The sequence below is a fragment of the Streptomyces sp. AK010 genome (assembly GCF_014207295.1).
GTDB lineage: Bacteria > Actinomycetota > Actinomycetes > Streptomycetales > Streptomycetaceae > Streptomyces > Streptomyces massasporeus.
This window is the reverse complement of sequence record NZ_JACHCX010000001.1, coordinates 214,077-230,484: the sequence shown is the minus strand read 5'-3', so window position 1 is coordinate 230,484 and position 16,408 is coordinate 214,077. Positions and strand designations below refer to the sequence as shown.

The 16,408-nt window shown below is 70.5% G+C and carries 15 protein-coding genes and 2 pseudogenes; 10 read left to right on the top strand and 7 right to left on the bottom strand.

The features are described 5' to 3' along the window. Positions 1-30: 30 nt before the first annotated feature. The gene (locus HDC93_RS01075; RefSeq protein WP_185006231.1) at positions 31-843 is read right to left on the bottom strand and encodes an SAM-dependent methyltransferase; all 813 of its coding nucleotides are present in this window, start codon (positions 841-843) and stop codon (positions 31-33) included. Positions 844-996: 153 nt separating this feature from the next. Beyond that, positions 997-1,815, bottom strand: a complete 819-nt coding sequence (locus tag HDC93_RS01070; RefSeq protein ID WP_185006229.1) for a hypothetical protein — start codon at positions 1,813-1,815, stop codon at positions 997-999. A gap of 254 nt (positions 1,816-2,069) precedes the next feature. Between HDC93_RS01070 and HDC93_RS01065 the strand changes: the two genes are divergently transcribed. The 5 genes from HDC93_RS01065 to HDC93_RS01045 are packed head-to-tail and all read left to right on the top strand — an operon-like array spanning position 2,070 to position 7,155. Next, complete coding sequence (locus tag HDC93_RS01065; RefSeq protein WP_185006227.1) at positions 2,070-2,711, top strand: helix-turn-helix domain-containing protein; 642 nt, start codon at positions 2,070-2,072, stop codon at positions 2,709-2,711. A 52-nt stretch (positions 2,712-2,763) separates the two neighbouring features. Further along, a complete protein-coding gene (locus tag HDC93_RS01060; protein ID WP_260419345.1) occupies positions 2,764-4,161 on the top strand; it encodes a Xaa-Pro peptidase family protein in 1,398 nt (465 codons plus the stop codon). Continuing rightward, a complete protein-coding gene (locus tag HDC93_RS01055; protein WP_185006225.1) occupies positions 4,161-5,138 on the top strand; it encodes a thiamine pyrophosphate-dependent dehydrogenase E1 component subunit alpha in 978 nt (325 codons plus the stop codon). The genes HDC93_RS01060 and HDC93_RS01055 overlap by 1 nt, the downstream gene beginning before the upstream one ends. Then, a complete protein-coding gene (locus HDC93_RS01050) occupies positions 5,126-6,469 on the top strand; it encodes a cupin domain-containing protein (RefSeq protein WP_260419344.1) in 1,344 nt (447 codons plus the stop codon). The genes HDC93_RS01055 and HDC93_RS01050 overlap by 13 nt, the downstream gene beginning before the upstream one ends. Beyond that, positions 6,466-7,155, top strand: coding sequence for an SDR family oxidoreductase (locus HDC93_RS01045; RefSeq protein WP_185006222.1), 690 nt, complete (start codon positions 6,466-6,468; stop codon positions 7,153-7,155). The genes HDC93_RS01050 and HDC93_RS01045 overlap by 4 nt, the downstream gene beginning before the upstream one ends. A gap of 121 nt (positions 7,156-7,276) precedes the next feature. Here the strand turns inward: HDC93_RS01045 and HDC93_RS01040 are convergent, their stop codons facing one another. From HDC93_RS01040 to HDC93_RS39205, 4 genes are read right to left on the bottom strand one after another with little or no spacing between them, the layout of a single operon-like run. Next, complete coding sequence (locus HDC93_RS01040; RefSeq protein ID WP_185006220.1) at positions 7,277-7,924, bottom strand: endonuclease; 648 nt, start codon at positions 7,922-7,924, stop codon at positions 7,277-7,279. A gap of 4 nt (positions 7,925-7,928) precedes the next feature. Further along, a complete protein-coding gene (locus tag HDC93_RS01035; protein WP_097222104.1) occupies positions 7,929-8,273 on the bottom strand; it encodes a DUF3140 domain-containing protein in 345 nt (114 codons plus the stop codon). A gap of 52 nt (positions 8,274-8,325) precedes the next feature. Then, positions 8,326-8,802 carry a Dps family protein gene (locus tag HDC93_RS01030; RefSeq protein WP_185006218.1) on the bottom strand — a complete coding sequence of 159 codons (477 nt, stop codon included), beginning with the start codon at positions 8,800-8,802 and terminating at the stop codon, positions 8,326-8,328. Further along, on the bottom strand, positions 8,799-9,077 hold the full coding sequence (locus HDC93_RS39205; protein WP_185006216.1) for a WhiB family transcriptional regulator: 279 nt from the start codon (positions 9,075-9,077) through the stop codon (positions 8,799-8,801). Before HDC93_RS39205 ends, HDC93_RS01030 begins: the two co-directional genes overlap by 4 nt. A 50-nt stretch (positions 9,078-9,127) precedes the next feature. On the opposite strand from HDC93_RS39205, the gene HDC93_RS01020 reads away from it, so the two are divergent. The 4 genes from HDC93_RS01020 (at position 9,128) to HDC93_RS01005 (ending at position 14,588) form a co-directional block, all read left to right on the top strand. After that, positions 9,128-10,243, top strand: coding sequence for a site-specific integrase (locus HDC93_RS01020; RefSeq protein WP_311774459.1), 1,116 nt, complete (start codon positions 9,128-9,130; stop codon positions 10,241-10,243). Continuing rightward, the gene (locus HDC93_RS37715) at positions 10,243-12,729 is read left to right on the top strand and encodes a tyrosine-type recombinase/integrase (RefSeq protein WP_221516101.1); all 2,487 of its coding nucleotides are present in this window, start codon (positions 10,243-10,245) and stop codon (positions 12,727-12,729) included. Before HDC93_RS01020 ends, HDC93_RS37715 begins: the two co-directional genes overlap by 1 nt. Further along, entirely contained in the window at positions 12,726-13,250 is a 525-nt protein-coding gene (locus tag HDC93_RS01010) for a DUF6262 family protein (RefSeq protein ID WP_260419343.1), read from the top strand. Before HDC93_RS37715 ends, HDC93_RS01010 begins: the two co-directional genes overlap by 4 nt. Before the next feature lie 162 nt (positions 13,251-13,412). Further along, positions 13,413-14,588 (top strand): serine hydrolase, encoded by a 1,176-nt coding sequence (locus HDC93_RS01005; protein WP_185006213.1) that lies wholly within the window; start codon positions 13,413-13,415, stop codon positions 14,586-14,588. A gap of 197 nt (positions 14,589-14,785) precedes the next feature. On the opposite strand, the pseudogene HDC93_RS01000 reads toward HDC93_RS01005, so the two are convergent. After that, positions 14,786-14,896, bottom strand: a pseudogene (locus tag HDC93_RS01000) (WhiB family transcriptional regulator); the annotation flags it as partial. 185 nt (positions 14,897-15,081) lie between these two features. On the opposite strand from HDC93_RS01000, the pseudogene HDC93_RS00995 reads away from it, so the two are divergent. Then, positions 15,082-16,263: pseudogene (locus HDC93_RS00995) on the top strand (thiolase family protein); the annotation flags it as partial. Between the last annotated feature and the right edge of the window lie 145 nt (positions 16,264-16,408).

Here is a 16,408-nt window from a genome sequence, read left to right as displayed (position 1 = left end):
CCGGGTTGTTCTCCGGCGAAGGCGGCGCCGTCAGGGCTTCACGGCCACCGCGCCGTACTGCGGTACCAGCACCGCCGAGCCGGGCTCGGCGCGCCACTGCCCGCACGACACCATGCCCGGTTCGAGCACCTCGAGGCCCTCGAAGAACGCGGCGATGTCGGCGCCGCTGCGGGCCGTGATCGGGGGAGTGGCGTTCTCGTTCCAGAACTTCATGGCCGGGATCTGGCCCGCGCCGCCGAGCTCGTCGTCGAAGGTCGGGTGGGTGAGGACCAGGAAGCTGCCGGACGGTGCCGCGGCCATCACCCGGCGCACGATGTCCCGGGCCTTGTCGACGTCCAGGACGAAGTTGAGGATGCCCAGCATCATCACGGCGACGGGCCGGGTGAAGTCGAGGGTGTGCCCGGCCCGTTCGAGGATGGCGTCCGGGTCGTGCACATCGGCGTCGATGTAGGCGGTGACGCCGTCGTGGGTGCCGGTGAGCAGGGTACGGGCGTGCACCAGGACGATCGGGTCGTTGTCGACGTAGACGATGCGCGAGTCGGGCGCGATCCGCTGGGCGATCTCGTGGGTGTTGTCCGCCGTCGGCAGTCCCGTGCCGATGTCGAGGAACTGCCGCACCCGGCGCTCACCGGCGAGGAACGACACGGCCCGGCCGAGGAAGTCGCGGTCCGCGCGGGCGATGTCCCGGATGATCGGGAACATGCCGGCGACGTGCTCGCCGACCTGCTGGTCGACCTCGTAGTTGTCCTTGCCGCCGATCCAGTAGTTCCACACGCGCGCGTTGTGCGCCACACCGGTGTTCAGCCTCGCCGACCCTCCCGAAGGGGTGTGGCCATCACTCACGACTCGTCCTCTCCTCGCACGCACGACCGAGGCCGGTCGCCGCCGCCATTGTGCCGCTCCGATGATCACGCTGTCCCGGGAATCGGCGGAGCGGGTACGGCGGTTGAGGCGGGGCCGGCGAGCGGGAGAGAGCTGCCTGCCGTGCCGGACGGTCTAGTCGGTGGGGCTCGCGGCGGGCGACTTCCCTGCCAGGACGTCCTGCAGCCGCTGGGTGCCCTGTTGCGCCGCCTGCTTCATGGAGTCGTCCTCGCCCCCGTCGAGCCCGCCCGCCGTGACGGTGATCGCATCGTCGCCGACCCGTACGGCGGCGACGTTCAAGGTCAGCGTGGCGTCGTTGCCGTCGACCGAGCCCTGCACCGTCACGCGCAGGCCCTGCCGGGCATCGCCCACCTTGGGCACCGAGGTCTCGATGACCTGGACGGTGCGCTTCTCCTCGCCATCGGTCACGGTGAACTGGTCGCACTTCTCCGGCAGCGTCGCCATCCAGTTCAGGGAGTCCTGCAGATCGGTCCGGTCATAGGAGGCGACCTGGTACAGCAGGCGGGAGTCGCCCTGCTCGAAGCCGCGCAACGCGGACGCGCCCGACGGCCGGCCCAGCAGATCGTCGTCGTACAGGGAGTCGATGAGCCGCTGGCAGTCGGACGCCTGGGCCTTGCCGGACACGAAGTCGGACACGTCGACCGTGCCGACGAGGAGGCTGTCGTGCCAGCTCTCGGCTTCCGTGTCCTTGACCTGCGTCCAGTCGTCCTCGATGTCCGCCTCGGTGATCAGCGCGGTCCGGGCGCCGCTCGTGGAGAGGGCGGCGGTGGGGGAGGGGGTCTGCCGCACCTCGGCGACCTGGGACGCGGTGACGCCGGAGACGCGCGAACCGTCCGTGCCGCCGTCGTCCGAGCAGGCGGCGGTGGAGAGCAGCGTGCCTGCCGCCAAAGTGGAGGAGAGGGCGCGGACGAGCCGGGTCGGACGAGGGGTCATCGGGAGTGCCTCCTGAGAGCGTGGCGCGTGCCCTCAGCGCACCACCGCCGCCGACCGCCCACCACCGGCGCCGGACCGTTCGAGTGAGTGCCGCCGGGTGCTGCCGGTGCTCCCGTTCGGGGCCGCCGGCGGCAGGAGCCGGGCGACCGCGCCGAGCGAATCCTGGCGCCGGGACGTGCGTGCGCTGTTCAATGAAACTGCACACTCTTCCGGAGCAGAGCAGAGCAGAGCAGAGCAGAGCAGAGGAGCCGACTGTGTCGATCGCCGTCGTGCCGCCCGTCGGCGCGCGCATCCGGCAGGCGCGCTTGGAGCGCGGTACGAGTCTGCGCGCGCTGGCCCGGGAGATCGGCGTGTCGGCGAGTCTCGTGTCGCAGATCGAGACCGGCAAGAGCCAGCCGTCCGTCAGCACGCTGTACGCGATCACCACGGCGCTGGGGATCTCCGTGGAGTCGCTCTTCGACGCCCGCGAGGGCCCCGCCGCGAGCCCGCCCGGGACGCCTCCCGCCACCGTGCCGCACGCCCTCGCCGCCTTCGCCGCCGATCCGGGGCGGCGGATCGGGCCCCTGGTCGGCTCGGCCGGGCGCGAGACGCTGGAGCTGGACTCGGGGGTCGTGTGGGAGCGTCTCGGGCGGGTGCCGGGCGCGGAAGCCGGCTTCTTGCTGGTGACGTACCGGCCCGGCGGCTCGTCCTCCGGCTCCGGCGGGCTGATGCGCCACGCCGGGACCGAATACGGCTATCTGACCTCCGGTGAGCTGGTCCTCACCCTCGGTTTCGAGGAGTACACGCTGCGGGCGGGCGACTCCGTCTGCTTCGAGTCGACGACTCCCCACCGATACCGCAACGATGGAGAGGTACCGGCTGTGGGCGTCTGGTTCGTGTCCGGCGATGTTCAGTGACACTTGACACCCATCGCACACGGGCGTTCACTCCGAAGTGGGGGTGGTCGCCATGGCGATCCGCACATATGGACCCAACGCCGTCGACTGGGAAGAGCGCATCGACCTGGACCGGCTGCGCGGGCAGCGGCTGGCCCGGCTGCACGAGTCCCTGAACCGGTCCGAGCTCGGCGCGGTGCTCAGCTTCGACTTCGCCAACATCCGCTACATGACGGCCACCCACATCGGCACCTGGGCGATGGACAAGCTGATCCGCTACGCCCTGCTGGTGCGCGACGGCGAACCGGTCGTCTGGGACTTCGGCTCCGCCGCCCGCCACCACCAGCTGTACAACCCGTGGCTCGACTACAGCGACGGCAAGGGCGGCCCGCCCACCGGCGCCCGGGCCGGCATCTCCACCCTGCGCGGCGCCTTCCACCCGGACGCCGGGATCGCCGAGGACGTGGCCGCCAAGATCGCCACCGATCTGCGCGACCACGGGCTCGCGGGCGAACCCCTCGGCGTCGACGTCGCCGAGATGCCGGTCCTCGCCGCGCTGCGCGCCGAGGGCATCGACGTCGTCGACGGGCAGCAGGTCTTCCTGGAGGCCCGCCGCATCAAGACCGGTGACGAGATCGGCCTGCTCACCCAGGCGTGCGCCATGGTCGACGCGGCCTACGAGGAGCTGTACGGGTACCTGCGCCCGGGCGTGCGCGAGAACGAGTGCGTCGGCGTGGTCAGCAAGGTGCTGTACGACCTCGGCAGCGAGTACGTCGAGGGCGTCAACGCCATCTCGGGCGAGCGCTGTTCGCCGCATCCGCATGTCTACAGCGACCGGTTGATCCGCCCCGGCGACCCGGCCTTCTTCGACATCCTGCACAGCCATCTCGGCTACCGCACCTGCTACTACCGCACGTTCGCCGTGGGCAGCGCCTCGCGGGCGCAGCGGGACGCGTACGTGCGCTGCCGGGAGTACATGGACGAGGCGATCGCGCTGGTCCGGCCGGGCGCCACCACCGCCGACATCGTGCGGGTCTGGCCGCGCGCCGAGGAGTTCGGCTTCGCCGACGAGACCGCCGCCTTCGCCCTCCAGTACGGCCATGGCGTCGGCCTGTCGATCTGGGAGAAGCCGATCTTCAGCCGGCTGCTCTCCCTGGACCACCCCGAAGTACTCGAAGAGGGCATGGTGTTCGCCCTGGAGACGTACTGGCCGGCCGCCGACGGCTGGTCCGCCGCCCGGATCGAGGAGGAACTCGTCGTCACCGCCGACGGCTGCGAGGTCATCACCAAGTTCCCCGCCGAGGAACTGCTGGTGGCCGGGCGCAAGTACTGGACGGTGGGCGGCGAGCTGAACACCCGCCGCGAGGCGCAGTCCCACCTCAACACCGGGGACCGCGCGCGGGCGGACACCGGGGAGCGCTCACACGCGCACACCGGGAACGCCCCGCGGACGACCCACGGGGACAGCTGATGGACGCCGGCGCGCTCCTCGACCGGTACGAGCGGATGAACGTCATCCGCCGGACGGAGAAGGCCGCCCACGACCTGTTCCTCCAGGGCCTCGTGAAAGGCACCACGCACCTGGCCGCCGGGCAGGAGGCGATCGCCGTCGGGGCGAGCGCCTCCCTGCGCCCGGACGACTATGTGTTCGCCACCTACAGGGGCCACCACCATGCCCTCGCCCGGGGCGCCACACCCGAGGAGTGCCTCGCCGAGCTGATGAGCCGGGCGACCGGGCTGTGCGGGGCCAAGGGCGGCTCCATGCACCTGACCAAGGCGGCCACCGGCATGCTCGGTTCGTACGCCATCGTCGGCTCGCACCTCCCGATGGCGGTGGGTGCGGCCTGGTCGGCCCGGCTGCGCGGCACCGAGCAGCTCGCGGTCGCCTTCTTCGGCGACGGCGCGACCAACATCGGCGCCTTCCACGAGTCCCTCAACCTGGCCGCCGTGTGGAGGCTGCCGGTGCTGTTCGTGTGCGAGAACAACCTGTACATGGAGTACACGCCGATCGCCGACGTCACGGCCGTGCCCCGCCCCGCAGCCGACCGGGCCCCCGCCCACGGCATCCCGGGCGAGGTCGTCGACGGCAACGACGTCGTGGCGGTCGAGGAGGCCGTGGGGCGGCTCGCGCGACGGGCCCGGGCCGGGGACGGGCCCGCCGTGCTGGAGGCGGAGACCTACCGCCACTTCGGACACAGCCGCGCCGACCCGGCGGCCTACCGCCCGGCCGAGGAGGTCGAACGCTGCCTGAAGCACGACCCGTTGGACCTCGCACGGGGGCGCCTGGCCGAGCTGGGCGTGGGCGAGGAGACGGTCGCCGAGGCCGACGAGCGGGCCCGGGCCGTCGTGGAACGGGCCGTGGAGGCGGCGAAGGCGGCGCCGCCACCCGATCCGCGCGCGGCACTGACGGACGTGTGGGCCGACGGAGGTGCCGCATGGCGGACGTGATCACCTACCGGGACGCGGTCGCCGAGGGCATCGCCCGCGAGATGCGGCGGGACGCGTCGGTGGTCTGCCTCGGGGAGGACATCGCCGCGGCCGGCGGGGTGTTCAAGACGACCACGGGCCTGCTGAAGGAGTTCGGACCCGAGCGGGTGTGGGACACGCCCATCTCCGAACAGGCCATCGTGGGCGTGGCGATGGGCGCCGCCATGACCGGGATGCGGCCCGTCGCCGAGATCATGTTCTCCGACTTCCTGGCCTGCTGCTGGGACTACCTCGCCAACGAGATCCCCAAGGTCCGCTACATGACCGGCGGCCAGGTGACCGTGCCCCTCGTCGTGCGCACCGCCAACGGCGGCGGACTCGGCTTCGGCGCCCAGCACTCCCAGGCGACCGAGAACTGGGCCCTGACCGTCCCCGGACTGAAGATCGCGGCGCCGGCCACACCCGCCGACGTCATCGGCCACCTGGTGCGCCACGCCGCCGGCCTGCCCGAGCCCCCGTACGACGGGCACGGTCACCGGCGCAGGGCGCTGGTCGGCGAGGACGACGGCAGCGTCCACACCGGCTTCGGGCTGTGCGAACTGCGGCCCGACGGCCGGGTGCCCGCCCATGTGCACTCGCACGAGGAGACCTTCTTCGTCCTCGACGGGGCGGTGGTCCTCGACCTGCCGGACGGCTCGTACCTGCTGGAGGAGGGTGACCACGGACTGCTGCCGACCGGCGTTCCGCACGCCTGGCGCGGGGCCGGGAGCACCGGCGGACGCTGGGCGGACATGCTGGCCCCCGTGCCGCGGGCCCGCTACGGACACGACACCCAGGCCGTGCCGGATCTGCCCGCGCGCGAGCCGGCCCGGATCGACGTCCGCGACCCGCGCACCCGTGTCTTCGGCCACTTCGAGCCGGCCCAGATGGACCCGGGCAAGCAGTCACAGGACCTGCTGGCGGCCACGGCGAGCATGCGGACCGCGCTGCTGGTCTACAGCGGGATCACGGTGAAGATGATGATCGACGGCGACCTGGGCGCGGTCGCCTCGACGATGTTCATGGTGCAGTACGCGTCCGACGGGATCATCGGCACCCACGACCACCCCTTCGAGGAGACGTATCTGATCCTGGAGGGAGTCGCTGAGGCCACCCTCGACGGCGAGCGGTACCGGCTGGAGCCCGGCGACCTGGCCTGGGCGGGCGCCGGGTGCGTGCACGGCTTCGTCAACGCGGGGCGGGGACCCCTGCGCTGGCTGGAGACGCAGGCGCCGCAACCGCCGTCACGGCACTCGTACCGGTTCACGCGGGACTGGGACTACCTGCGCGCGGCACTGGAGGAGAAGTCATGAGCAGTGTGCTCGTCGTCGGCGGAACGTCCGGGATCGGGCTCGAATTCGCCCGTACATGTGCCGAGCGCGGGGACGACGTGGTGCTCACCAGCCGCGACGCCCAGCGCGCCGACGTGGTCGCGAAGGAGGTGGGCGCGCGTGGACTCGCCGTCGACCTGGAAAGGCCGCTGGAGATCGCGGCGGCCCTGGCCGGCATGGGGCGTGTCGACCACCTGGTCATCGCGGCCGTCTCGCGCGACGACAACAAGGTCACCGAGTACGACATCGACGCCGCCCTGCGGCTGGTCACCCTCAAACTCGTCGGCTACACGGAGGTCGTGCACACGCTGCGCGGCCGGCTGCACGACGACAGCGCCATCGTGCTCTTCGGCGGCCAGGCCAAGGAACGCCCCTACCCGGGCGCGACGACGGTGGCGACGGTCAACGCGGGGGTGCGCGGCCTGATGAACTCCCTCGCCGTGGAGCTCGCTCCCGTTCGGGTCAACGTCGTGCATCCCGGTGTCGTGGGGGACAGCCCTTACTGGCAGGCCAAGCCGGAGAGGGTCCTCGCCACGCTGCGCACCGAGACCCCCACGGGGCGGCTCGCCGCGATGGCCGACGTGGTGGACGCGGTGGACTTCCTGCTGCGGAACCGGTCGGTGAACGCGGTCGAACTGACCGTGGACGGGGGATGGTTGCTCGGGTGAGGACCGGTTGGCCGGGTGAGGCCCGGCTGCTCGGTCGAGGGTCGGTTGCCCGGGCGGGGCCCGGCTGTTTCGGTAAAGGCCGGCTGCTCGGCTGTCGGGGCCGTTCAGCTGTCCGGGCCGTTCACCCGGCGCGGCCGAGCGTGTCCCGTACGACCTCCGCGTCCACCGCCGCCCGTACCAGCGCGGCGGCGAACACGGCCGGGTCGGTGTCCCCGGCCGGTTCGGTGAGGCGCCCGGGGTCCTTGGGCAGATCCAGCCGCTCGGCGCCCTGGAGGGCCTTGGCGTCCAGGCAGGGGGCCGCCTCCGGCCAGACGCTCTGCGCCTCGCGCAGGAAGATGCCGGCGCCGGCCGGGCCCATGCCGGGGAACTCCTGGAGCAGGCGGCGCAGTTCGGGCACCTCGCCGCCCGCCTCCCGGCGCAGTCGCCGCAGGTCGCCGCCCCACCGGTCGTTCAGCTGCTCGGCGGCTTCCCCGAGCTGGGTCGCCGTCCGCTCGTCGTAGCGGCGGTAGCCGCCCCGGCCCAGCGCGTCCACTCGTTCCTGCCAGGAGGCCTGCGCCATACGCCGCGGATCGCGCAGCCCCGCCTCGTGCAGGGCACGGGCGGTGGCCAGCGCGATCGAACCGCGGATGCGGGCACTGAGCAGATGGGACAGCACCAGCAGCCGGTACAGCGGCTGCGGGGTGTCCTTCAGCGCGATGCCCGCCTCCTCGGCGTACGTCCGGCCGTGCGCGCCGACGAGTTCCCGTACGACGCGCTCCTCGCGGCCCACGGGCCTATCCCCGCAGCGGGTCGTGCCCGACCGTCATCAGCCGGTGCCGGCGGCGGGTGTCCTCCGCCGTCACCTCGGGCTCGGGCTCGTTCTCCAGGTCCACCTGGTCGGTGACCGTCTCCACGACCTTCCGCATCACGCGCAGGTCGTCCTCGGTCAGGTCGGTGCGCCGCTTCTGGAGGATGGCCAGGACGTGCTGTCCGGTGGCGGAGCCCGCCTGGTCCGGCAGTGGCTCGGTAGTCTCGTCGGCGTCGCGGACCCGTAGCCAGGCCGCGAGTTCCTGCGAGGTCATGTTCACCACGCGGTGGAAGTCCTCCCACAGCGCGTCGAGTTCGAGGGCGTCGGTCATCGCCTGCCCCTTCCGTACGTCCGTCGGATGCTCTGTGCCGTCGCCGCGCGGGTCAGCGGGGGAAGTTCTCGGCGTCGAACATCCACCGCTGCTTCTCCAGCTCCGCGGTGATGGTGATCAGCAGGTCCTGGGTGACCGGGTCGGCCTTCTCGGTCGCGTCGATGCGCTCGCGCAGCCGGCCCGCCGCCTCCTGCAGCGCCTCCACCATCACCTGCACGGCGTCCGAGTCGCGCACCCAGCCCTCCTGCGGGGAGGGCAGAGTGAAGGCCTTGGCGACGGTCTCCGGACGGCCGTCCGGCGGGACGCCGAGCGCCGCGGACCGCTCCGCGACCGTGTCGGCGAAGTCGCGCGCCGCCGTGACCACCTCGTCGAGCTGGAGGTGAATGGACCGGAACCGTGGTCCGACGACGTTCCAGTGCGCCTGCTTCCCGACCAGCGAGAGCCCGAGCAGATCCACCAAGGTGTCCTGGAGTGCCTCGCAGGCGGCCTTCCGGGCGTCGTCGGGCAGTGTGCTCCTCACAGTCGTCATAGGGCGCTTCTCCTTCTCGCGTCGTTCCTGGTCGTGCGGAGCAGTCGGTCGCGCTCGTCCTCGCCGGTGCCGCCCCAGACGCCCGAGGCCTGACCGCTCGCCAGGGCGAAGTCCAGGCACGGGCCGATCACCGGGCAGCGCGCGCTTCTCTGGGGTGCTGACCTGCGTGGTGTGTTGTTGCAGGAGGAGGCTATGTTGATCTTCTGAGACTCGTTCTTGGGGGTTGTAGCTCTGTGGCGGGTTGTTGCATCAACTGTCGGATCATGGAGTTGCATTGAGGGCCTTTCCTGTGGAGTTGCCGTCTGGGGTGCGGTACTGGACGGTCGTGGACGACGACCTTCAGGTGGTGCCGGTCGCTGACCAGTGGCTGAGGTTCTTGCGGTTCGGCCGGAGTCGTGCCGAGTTGACGACGAAGGCGTACGCCGGTGGCGTGGCCCTGTACCTGCTGTGGTGCAGGCGGACGGGACGGCAGTGGCCGCAAGCGGCCCGGGACTTGGGCCTGTTCATGGTCTGGCTGAAGTTCACGCCGTCGACGCCGGGCGGCGAGCCGGCCCTGGTGGTGCTGGGGCCCGGGGCCGATCCGGCCCGGAGGGAACGGCGGATGAACGGGGTGCTGACCGCGGTGCGCGGGCTGCTGTCGTACGCCGTGTCGGTGGGCGAGGCACCCAGGTCGGTGCTCGGGCAGATCTATGAGCTGGCCGACAGCCGGGACCTGCCGCTGGAAGCCCAGAAAGAGGACTCCGGCCTGTCCTACCGGCTGCGGGCCGTCCACCGGGTGCAGGAGCCGGAGGCGGATGTGGACCGGGCCACCGACGACGAGCTGGTGGCGATGTTCCTGGAGTGCCGCAATGCGCGGGACCGGCTGATCGTGCTGCTGCACGGCCGAGTCGGACTGCGCCGCGGCCAAGTGGCGGGCCTTCGCCGCAGCGACTGTCATCTGCTGCCGGACTCCAAGGCGTTGGGATGCGACTACGAAGGCCCTCACCTGCACGTTCGGCGCCGGGACAACCACAACGGCGCCTGGTCGAAGTCGAAGAAGGCGTGGAGCCAGCCGGTGGACTTCCTCGTCGTCCAGGCCTTCGACCAGTACATCGACGAGCGCCAGCAGATCCTCGGAACCGGCAGCAGCGACTTCCTGCTGGTGAACCTGTTCCGTGAACCGCTGGGCGCCCCCATGACGCCCGACGCGATGGGCGAGCTGTTCGAGCGCCTGGGCAAACGGGCGAGGCTGTCGCGGAAGGTGGGCCCGCACATGGCCCGCCGTGCGTTCGGCAGCAACGTCTCGGACGCCGGCGGCACGCTGGACGAGGTGCAGGCCTTGCTCGGACAGGATCACCCGGAGTCACCGCGGCCCTATCTGATACCCGACCGGTCCCGACTGCGCGAGGCGATCGAACGTGTCCCCTCACCACGGGCCCGCCGAGGTCTGGAGGAGAACTGATGACGACGCCTCTGCCTCTGGCCCGTGAACTGCAGGACCTGCGGACCAGCGAGATCATCGACGCGCTGGACGCCACCTTCCTGAGCCTTCTGAGCTGGGACTGGGAAGTGCGGGTTGCCCGCTATCCCACCAGCCATCCGGTGCTGGGGATGCCGGACTGCGAGATTCCCGGATGTGTGAAGGGCACCCCGCTCGGTGAGCCGATATGCGTCGGCTGCATGAACCGCTGGCGGCGGTCCGGGCTATCCCTGGAGGACTTCACCGCCCAGGGGCGAACGGGCCGGCTCCGCAGCATCGGCCAGAAGCTCTGCGAGGTGCCGCAGTGCGAGCGTCCACGCCGGTCGGTCGCGGCCAGGCTGTGTCCCGCGCACCAGTACCACTGGGCGAGATCGAGCGAGCTGACCATGGAAGAGTTCCTCAGCCGCCCAAACTTGCATCCGCTGCCAGCCATCGGCCCCTGCCACGTCGCGTCCTGCTATCGGACCCGCAGTCGAGAAGGCAACCTCTACTGCGACGTGCACGCCTCACGGCTCGGCATCGAGCGCAAGCGCGGAACCTTCGACGGTGACGAGGACAAATGGCGCCGGACGACGCCCGCGGTGGCAGTGGACCGGGAGATCAGTCTGCGTGGCCTACCCGACCGGCTCGTCGCCGAGCTCCTCTACAGTCTCCAGGTCCGCACCGTCCGGGAAGTGAAGACCCGCGACCACCGGTTCCGCACGATCTGCGACCGAGTACGCCTGCTCCAGATCCCGAGTCTCGAAGCGCTCGACGACGCGGACCTGGATCGTGTGGGTTTGATCGACGACCTCGGAATGATCATCAGGGGCGCCCGGACGGCCCTGCGCCGGCTGGGGACGACTCCGGACACCGAACGCCTCAAGGACATATGGGACCTGGTCGTCTTCGGACACAGCGGCACGCTCAACTTCACCAAGATCCACCAGAAGGGCTTCCGGGAAGCGGTCAAGGTCTGGGCCTACGACGAGCTGCCGCGGCGCAGAGGCCAGCACGTCGCCTCCTCTCTGCAGAACACCATCCGGGGCATGGAAAGACTCTCGGAGTCCCTGCGGCTGCAGCGTGAGGACGGGGGACACCAGCTGCGGCTTCTCAGCCGCACCGACATCGACAACTTCTGCACCCGGATGGCCTTCCTCACTGAGACCGGCGTGTTCGGGGCCTACCACCGCGTCCACGTGATCCGGGCCGTCCGGCAGATCCTCAACAGGATCCGCGTCCTGGGCCTGACCGCCCACGGCGAGATACTCGACGGGCTCCCCGTGAGCCTCGCACTGTCCGTGCAGGACATCCCGGACGAGCCCGAAGACACCGAGGCCGGCAAGGACCTGCCGGACGAGGTGATGCGCGAACTCTGCGACAACCTGGACCTGTTGGAAAAGACCAGCTACCGCGAGATCCGTGTCGCCACCGAGCTGCTGATCGACACCGGACGACGGCCCGACGAGATCGCCAAACTGCCCTGGGACTGCCTGACCACGGACCCCGACGACTCCCTCATCCTGCTCTACGACAACCACAAGAACTACCGGCTCGGCCGACGCCTGCCGATCGCCAAGGCGACCGCCGCCATCATCACCGAACAGCAGAAACGCGTCCGAGAACGGTTCCCCGACACCCCGACCAGCATGCTCAAACTCCTGCCGAGCCCCGTGGCCAACCCCGAAGGGAAGAAGTCCATCGGCACGATCGGGGACCAGCACCGAGCGTGGGTCGACGCACTGCCCGACATCATGATCCCGGTCGTCGTCGAGCTCGACGGGAAGCACGTCACGCGGCTGCTGCCGTTCGACAAGTCCAAGATCTTTCCCTACGCCTACCGGCACAGCTACGCACAACGGCACGCCGACGCCGGCATCGCGCCCGATGTCCTCAAGGATTTGATGGACCATCGCGAACTCTCCACCACACAGTCCTATTACCGCGTCAACCAAGAACGACGGCGCGAAGCCGTCGACCGCGTCACCGCCCTGCAGTTCGACCGGCACGGCACCCGTGTCTGGCGCAAGGCCCAGGGCCTGCTCGACTCCGAGCACGTGCGACGGGCCATCGGCGAGGTCGCCACGGCCTACGGCATCTGCCTGGAGCCCCACAACGTCGCGGCCGGCGGACAGAGCTGCCCGCTCCGCTTCCGCTGTGTCGGCTGCGACCACTTCCGCACCGACATCTCCTACCTCCCCGACCTGGAGCGATACCTCGATGACCTTCTCCGCAGCCGAGAACGGCTGATGTCAGCCTTCGAGGCCGACGACTGGGCCCGCAGCGAAGCGGTGCCCTCCGAGGAGGAGATCCGCCGGGTCCGCCGCCTGATCAACCGGGTCAAGGCCGACCTCGACGACCTCTCACCCGAGGAACGCTCCCAGATCGAGGAAGCCGTCGCGGTGGTACGCCGCAGCCGCACCGTCATGCTCGGCATGCCGCGCATCGCCCAGCCCATGCCCGACGTCCGTCCCTGGAGACTCCCTTGAGCCCCACCATGCGAGACGGCCGGCAAGCCAACTCCGAGCGTCGCCGCCAGCGAGTGGCCACCGCCATAAGGAACGCCGCCAAGAACGGCACCCCGATCGGCGTTTCCGCCATCGCCCGGCAAGCTGGAGTGGACCGCACGTTCCTCTATCGTCACCGCGACCTGCTCGAACTTGTCCATGCGGCCGAACGCGAACCGGGAGCTCAGGACCCGGCCGGCGGCTCGCCGGTGAGCCGGGCATCGCTCCAGGCAGACCTTGCCAACGCTCAGGCCCGCAACACCCGCCTGGCGGCCCGCGTTCAGCAGCTGGAGAAGCGGCTGTCGCAGGCGTTGGGTGCTCAGGCATGGCAGGAGTCGGGGCTGGGAGCCCCTGCGGACATCGACGAGCTCCAGCGGAAGATCACGAGGCTGGAGCAGCACAACGTCGAACTGACCTCCGCGCTGGAGGAGACCCGATCCGATCTCGATGCCGCGAGGGAAGCCAACCGGGACCTGACCAGAGCACTGAACCAACGCAGCTGAGTCAGATCCAGCGCCCTTTCTGCTGTTCAGAGGGCGCTATCAGATGTGGAAGCTCAGTGCTGAGGCCGGATGCCTGGTGCGCTTGTCCATCCGGCTGGCACCCGTTCACAAGGGGCGTATCCCGGATGGCTGGTGACCCTTGTTGTTCCTAGCCTCAGGGTCATGATCTTTCGTCGTGTGTGGTTATCAGCTGCGGTGCTCGCGCTGGCCGTGTCGTCTCTGCCGTCCGTTGCGGCTTCGGCCGCGCCACGCCCCTCCGGCACGGCTTGGTCTGTGCAGAGTGACGCCGACGCTCTGCGGGATACCGGGGTCACCGGAGTAGCGGTCCGCCTGGAGACCCCGCGCGGGATAACCACGGCCCGCTCTGGGGTGGGAGACCTGGTCACTCATCGCCCTGTCTCGAAGGACGGCTACCTGCGTCTGGGCAGCACCACCAAAACGTTCGTCGCCACCGTCGTGCTGCAACTGGTGGGCGAAAAGCGGATCTCCCTTGACCAGACGGTGGAGCAACTGCTGCCCGGGGTCGTGTCCGGAAACGGAAACGACGGCCGGACTATCACCGTCCGCGACCTGCTGCAGCACACCAGCGGCCTGTCCGACTACATCTACGACGTCTTTCCCGACCCCAGTGCCCAGACCTACTTCGCCAACCGGTGGCGTGCCTACCAGCCCGAACAGCTGGTCGCCCTGGCCATGCGCCACAAGCCGGACTTCCCAGCCGGCACCCGCTGGGCGTACTCCAACACGAACTATGTACTCGCCGGAATGATCATCGAGAAGATCACCGGCCGCACGTGGGAACAGCAGGTCCACGACCGCATCCTGCGCCCCCTCGGCCTGCAGACCACCGACACCCCAGGCACAAAGCCCTTCCTCCCGCATCCACACACGGCCAACTACCAGCAGTTCACCGTGGACGGCCCGATGGTCGACACCACGATCCCCTACCGTCCGTTCGACAGCGGGGCAGACGGCTCGATGACCGGCACGGCCCGCGACCTCAACCGCTTCTTCACCGCCCTGGCCAACGGACGGCTGCTGAAGCCCGCCGAGCTCGCTGCCATGCGGACCACAGTCCCGGTACCGCAGGACAGCGGCCACCCGGCAGGCACCGGGGACGGCTTGGGCCTGTTCTTCACCCCTCTGTCCTGCGGCGGCGGTTACCTCGGGCACGGAGGAAGCGGCTTCGGGTATGTCATCCGGGCAGCGACAACCACGGACGGCCGACGCACGATCACCGTCTCCGCGCACAGCCGCTCTGCGGACCCACAGGTCGCAGCCCGTCAAGAGGACGCACTGCGCAACCTCATCGACCACGCTCTGTGCCGCACCACCTGACCATGCACTCGGCACCGCGGTCAGGCCGTTCGTGCCCCACGCGTGACTGCGGCGCACTCTGCGGGAGCTCCGACCACAGTTCCAATCACAGGTAGCGCCACAGGTGTTGCGCACGATACTGTCGCCCACACCGACGCTGAGCTGCACAAAGTGGTCTCCACTCGCCTCGCGCCACACGGTTACCCCCAGAGAATGCGGCAGACCCGCTTCGCGGCGCTCACGTCACGCAGGGCGGGGCCGGCGGTGCCGACGGGAAAGAACAACTCGGGGTCCTCGTCCACGCAGGCGGCGCTCCGCAACCACTCCATGAACGCGCGGGTGCCCCGGGCGTCCTGGTGCAAACGCGACGCATGAGGGTCGTCCGGCCTGCGATATGACCCCTGAGGAGCGCCGGGAGGCGCAGAATCTTCACAGACGGCGGGGCGAGGGTCTATAGTCCGAAACTAGCAGTGCTAATTAATTGTGCGTAGATGCGCGGCGTGAGGAGCCTCTCGTGCGTCCCGTCCACTTCGCGGCCGCCCGCCGCACCCCCATCGGCAAGCTGCGGGGAGCCCTCTCCTCGGTACGGCCCGACGACCTCGCGGCGACCGTCGTCCGCGCCCTGGTGACCGGGGTGCCGGCGCTGGATCCCGCCCGGATCGACGACGTCTACTGGGGAGCCGCCAACCAGGCCGGCGAGGACAACCGCAACGTCGCCCGCATGGCCGCGCTGCTCGCCGGCCTCCCCGACTCCGTGCCCGGCGCCACCGTGAACCGCCTCTGCGCCTCGGGCCTGGAGGCCGTGACCACGGCCGCCCGCACCATCGCCTCCGGCGAGGCCGACATCGTGATCGCCGGCGGCTCCGAGTCGATGAGCCGCGCCCCCTTCGTGCTGCCCCGCCCCGACGAGGCCCTGCCGCACCGCATGGAGACCGCTGACACCCGCCTCGGCTGGCGCCTGGTCAACCCGGCGATGCGCGAGCTGCACGGACTGCTGGCCATGGGTGAGACGGCCGAGGAGGTCGCCGCGCGGTACGGCATCGCGCGCGAACGCCAGGACGAATTCGCCCTGCGCAGCCACCAGCGCGCCGCCCTGGCCCGCAGATGCGGCCACTTCGACGACGAACTCCTCCCCGTGGAGCGCCCCGACGGCGTGGTCGTCGACACCGACGAATGCGTCCGCGAGGACACCTCGTACGAGAAGCTGTCCCGGCTCAAGCCGGTCTTCCGCGACGGCGGCACGGTCACCGCGGGCAACGCCTCGCCGATGAACGACGGCGCCGCCGGCCTCCTCCTCGTCAGCGAGGACGCCCTGAACGACCTGGGCCTGGAGTCCCTGGGCCGCTATGTCGCCGGCGCCTCCGCCGGTGTCCATCCCGACGTGATGGGCATCGGCCCCGTCCCTGCCACCCGCAAGGTGCTGACCCGCGCCGGCTGGAGCATCGGCGACCTGGAGGAGGCCGAGTTCAACGAGGCCTTCGCCGCCCAGGCCCTGGCCTGCGTGGACCAGCTCGGCATCGACCCCGACCTGGTCAACCCCAGCGGCGGCGCCATCGCCCTCGGCCACCCCCTGGGCTGCTCGGGCGCCCGCATCCTGACGACGCTGCTCCACCGGATGCGGCGTACGGGGGCGGGCCGGGGGCTCGCCACGATGTGCGTCGGGGTGGGGCAGGGGAGCGCGATGCTCGTCGAACGGCCCGAGCGGCAGGCGCACGCTCCGAGCGGCAGGCGACCGCTCCGAGCGGCAGGCGACCGCTCCTCGCGGCGGTCGCACGTCCCTGGCGAACCCGGCCCGGCCCACCAGGCGAGACAGCGCTTACGGCCGCCTGTTCGTTGCACAT

Excerpts from the sequence above, each read along its gene's own strand:
- HDC93_RS01070 (WP_185006229.1), bottom strand. The coding sequence starts at position 1,815 with ATGACCCCTCGTCCGACCCGGCTCGTCCGCGCCCTCTCCTCCACTTTG.
- HDC93_RS01060 (WP_260419345.1), top strand. The coding sequence starts at position 2,764 with ATGGCGATCCGCACATATGGACCCAACGCCGTCGACTGGGAAGAGCGC.
- HDC93_RS01055 (WP_185006225.1), top strand. The coding sequence starts at position 4,161 with ATGGACGCCGGCGCGCTCCTCGACCGGTACGAGCGGATGAACGTCATC.
- HDC93_RS01050 (WP_260419344.1), top strand. The coding sequence starts at position 5,126 with ATGGCGGACGTGATCACCTACCGGGACGCGGTCGCCGAGGGCATCGCC.
- HDC93_RS01045 (WP_185006222.1), top strand. The coding sequence starts at position 6,466 with ATGAGCAGTGTGCTCGTCGTCGGCGGAACGTCCGGGATCGGGCTCGAA.
- HDC93_RS01035 (WP_097222104.1), bottom strand. The coding sequence starts at position 8,273 with ATGACCGACGCCCTCGAACTCGACGCGCTGTGGGAGGACTTCCACCGC.
- HDC93_RS01030 (WP_185006218.1), bottom strand. The coding sequence starts at position 8,802 with ATGACGACTGTGAGGAGCACACTGCCCGACGACGCCCGGAAGGCCGCC.
- HDC93_RS39205 (WP_185006216.1), bottom strand. The coding sequence starts at position 9,077 with ATGCAACTCCATGATCCGACAGTTGATGCAACAACCCGCCACAGAGCT.
- HDC93_RS37715 (WP_221516101.1), top strand. The coding sequence starts at position 10,243 with ATGACGACGCCTCTGCCTCTGGCCCGTGAACTGCAGGACCTGCGGACC.
- HDC93_RS01005 (WP_185006213.1), top strand. The coding sequence starts at position 13,413 with ATGATCTTTCGTCGTGTGTGGTTATCAGCTGCGGTGCTCGCGCTGGCC.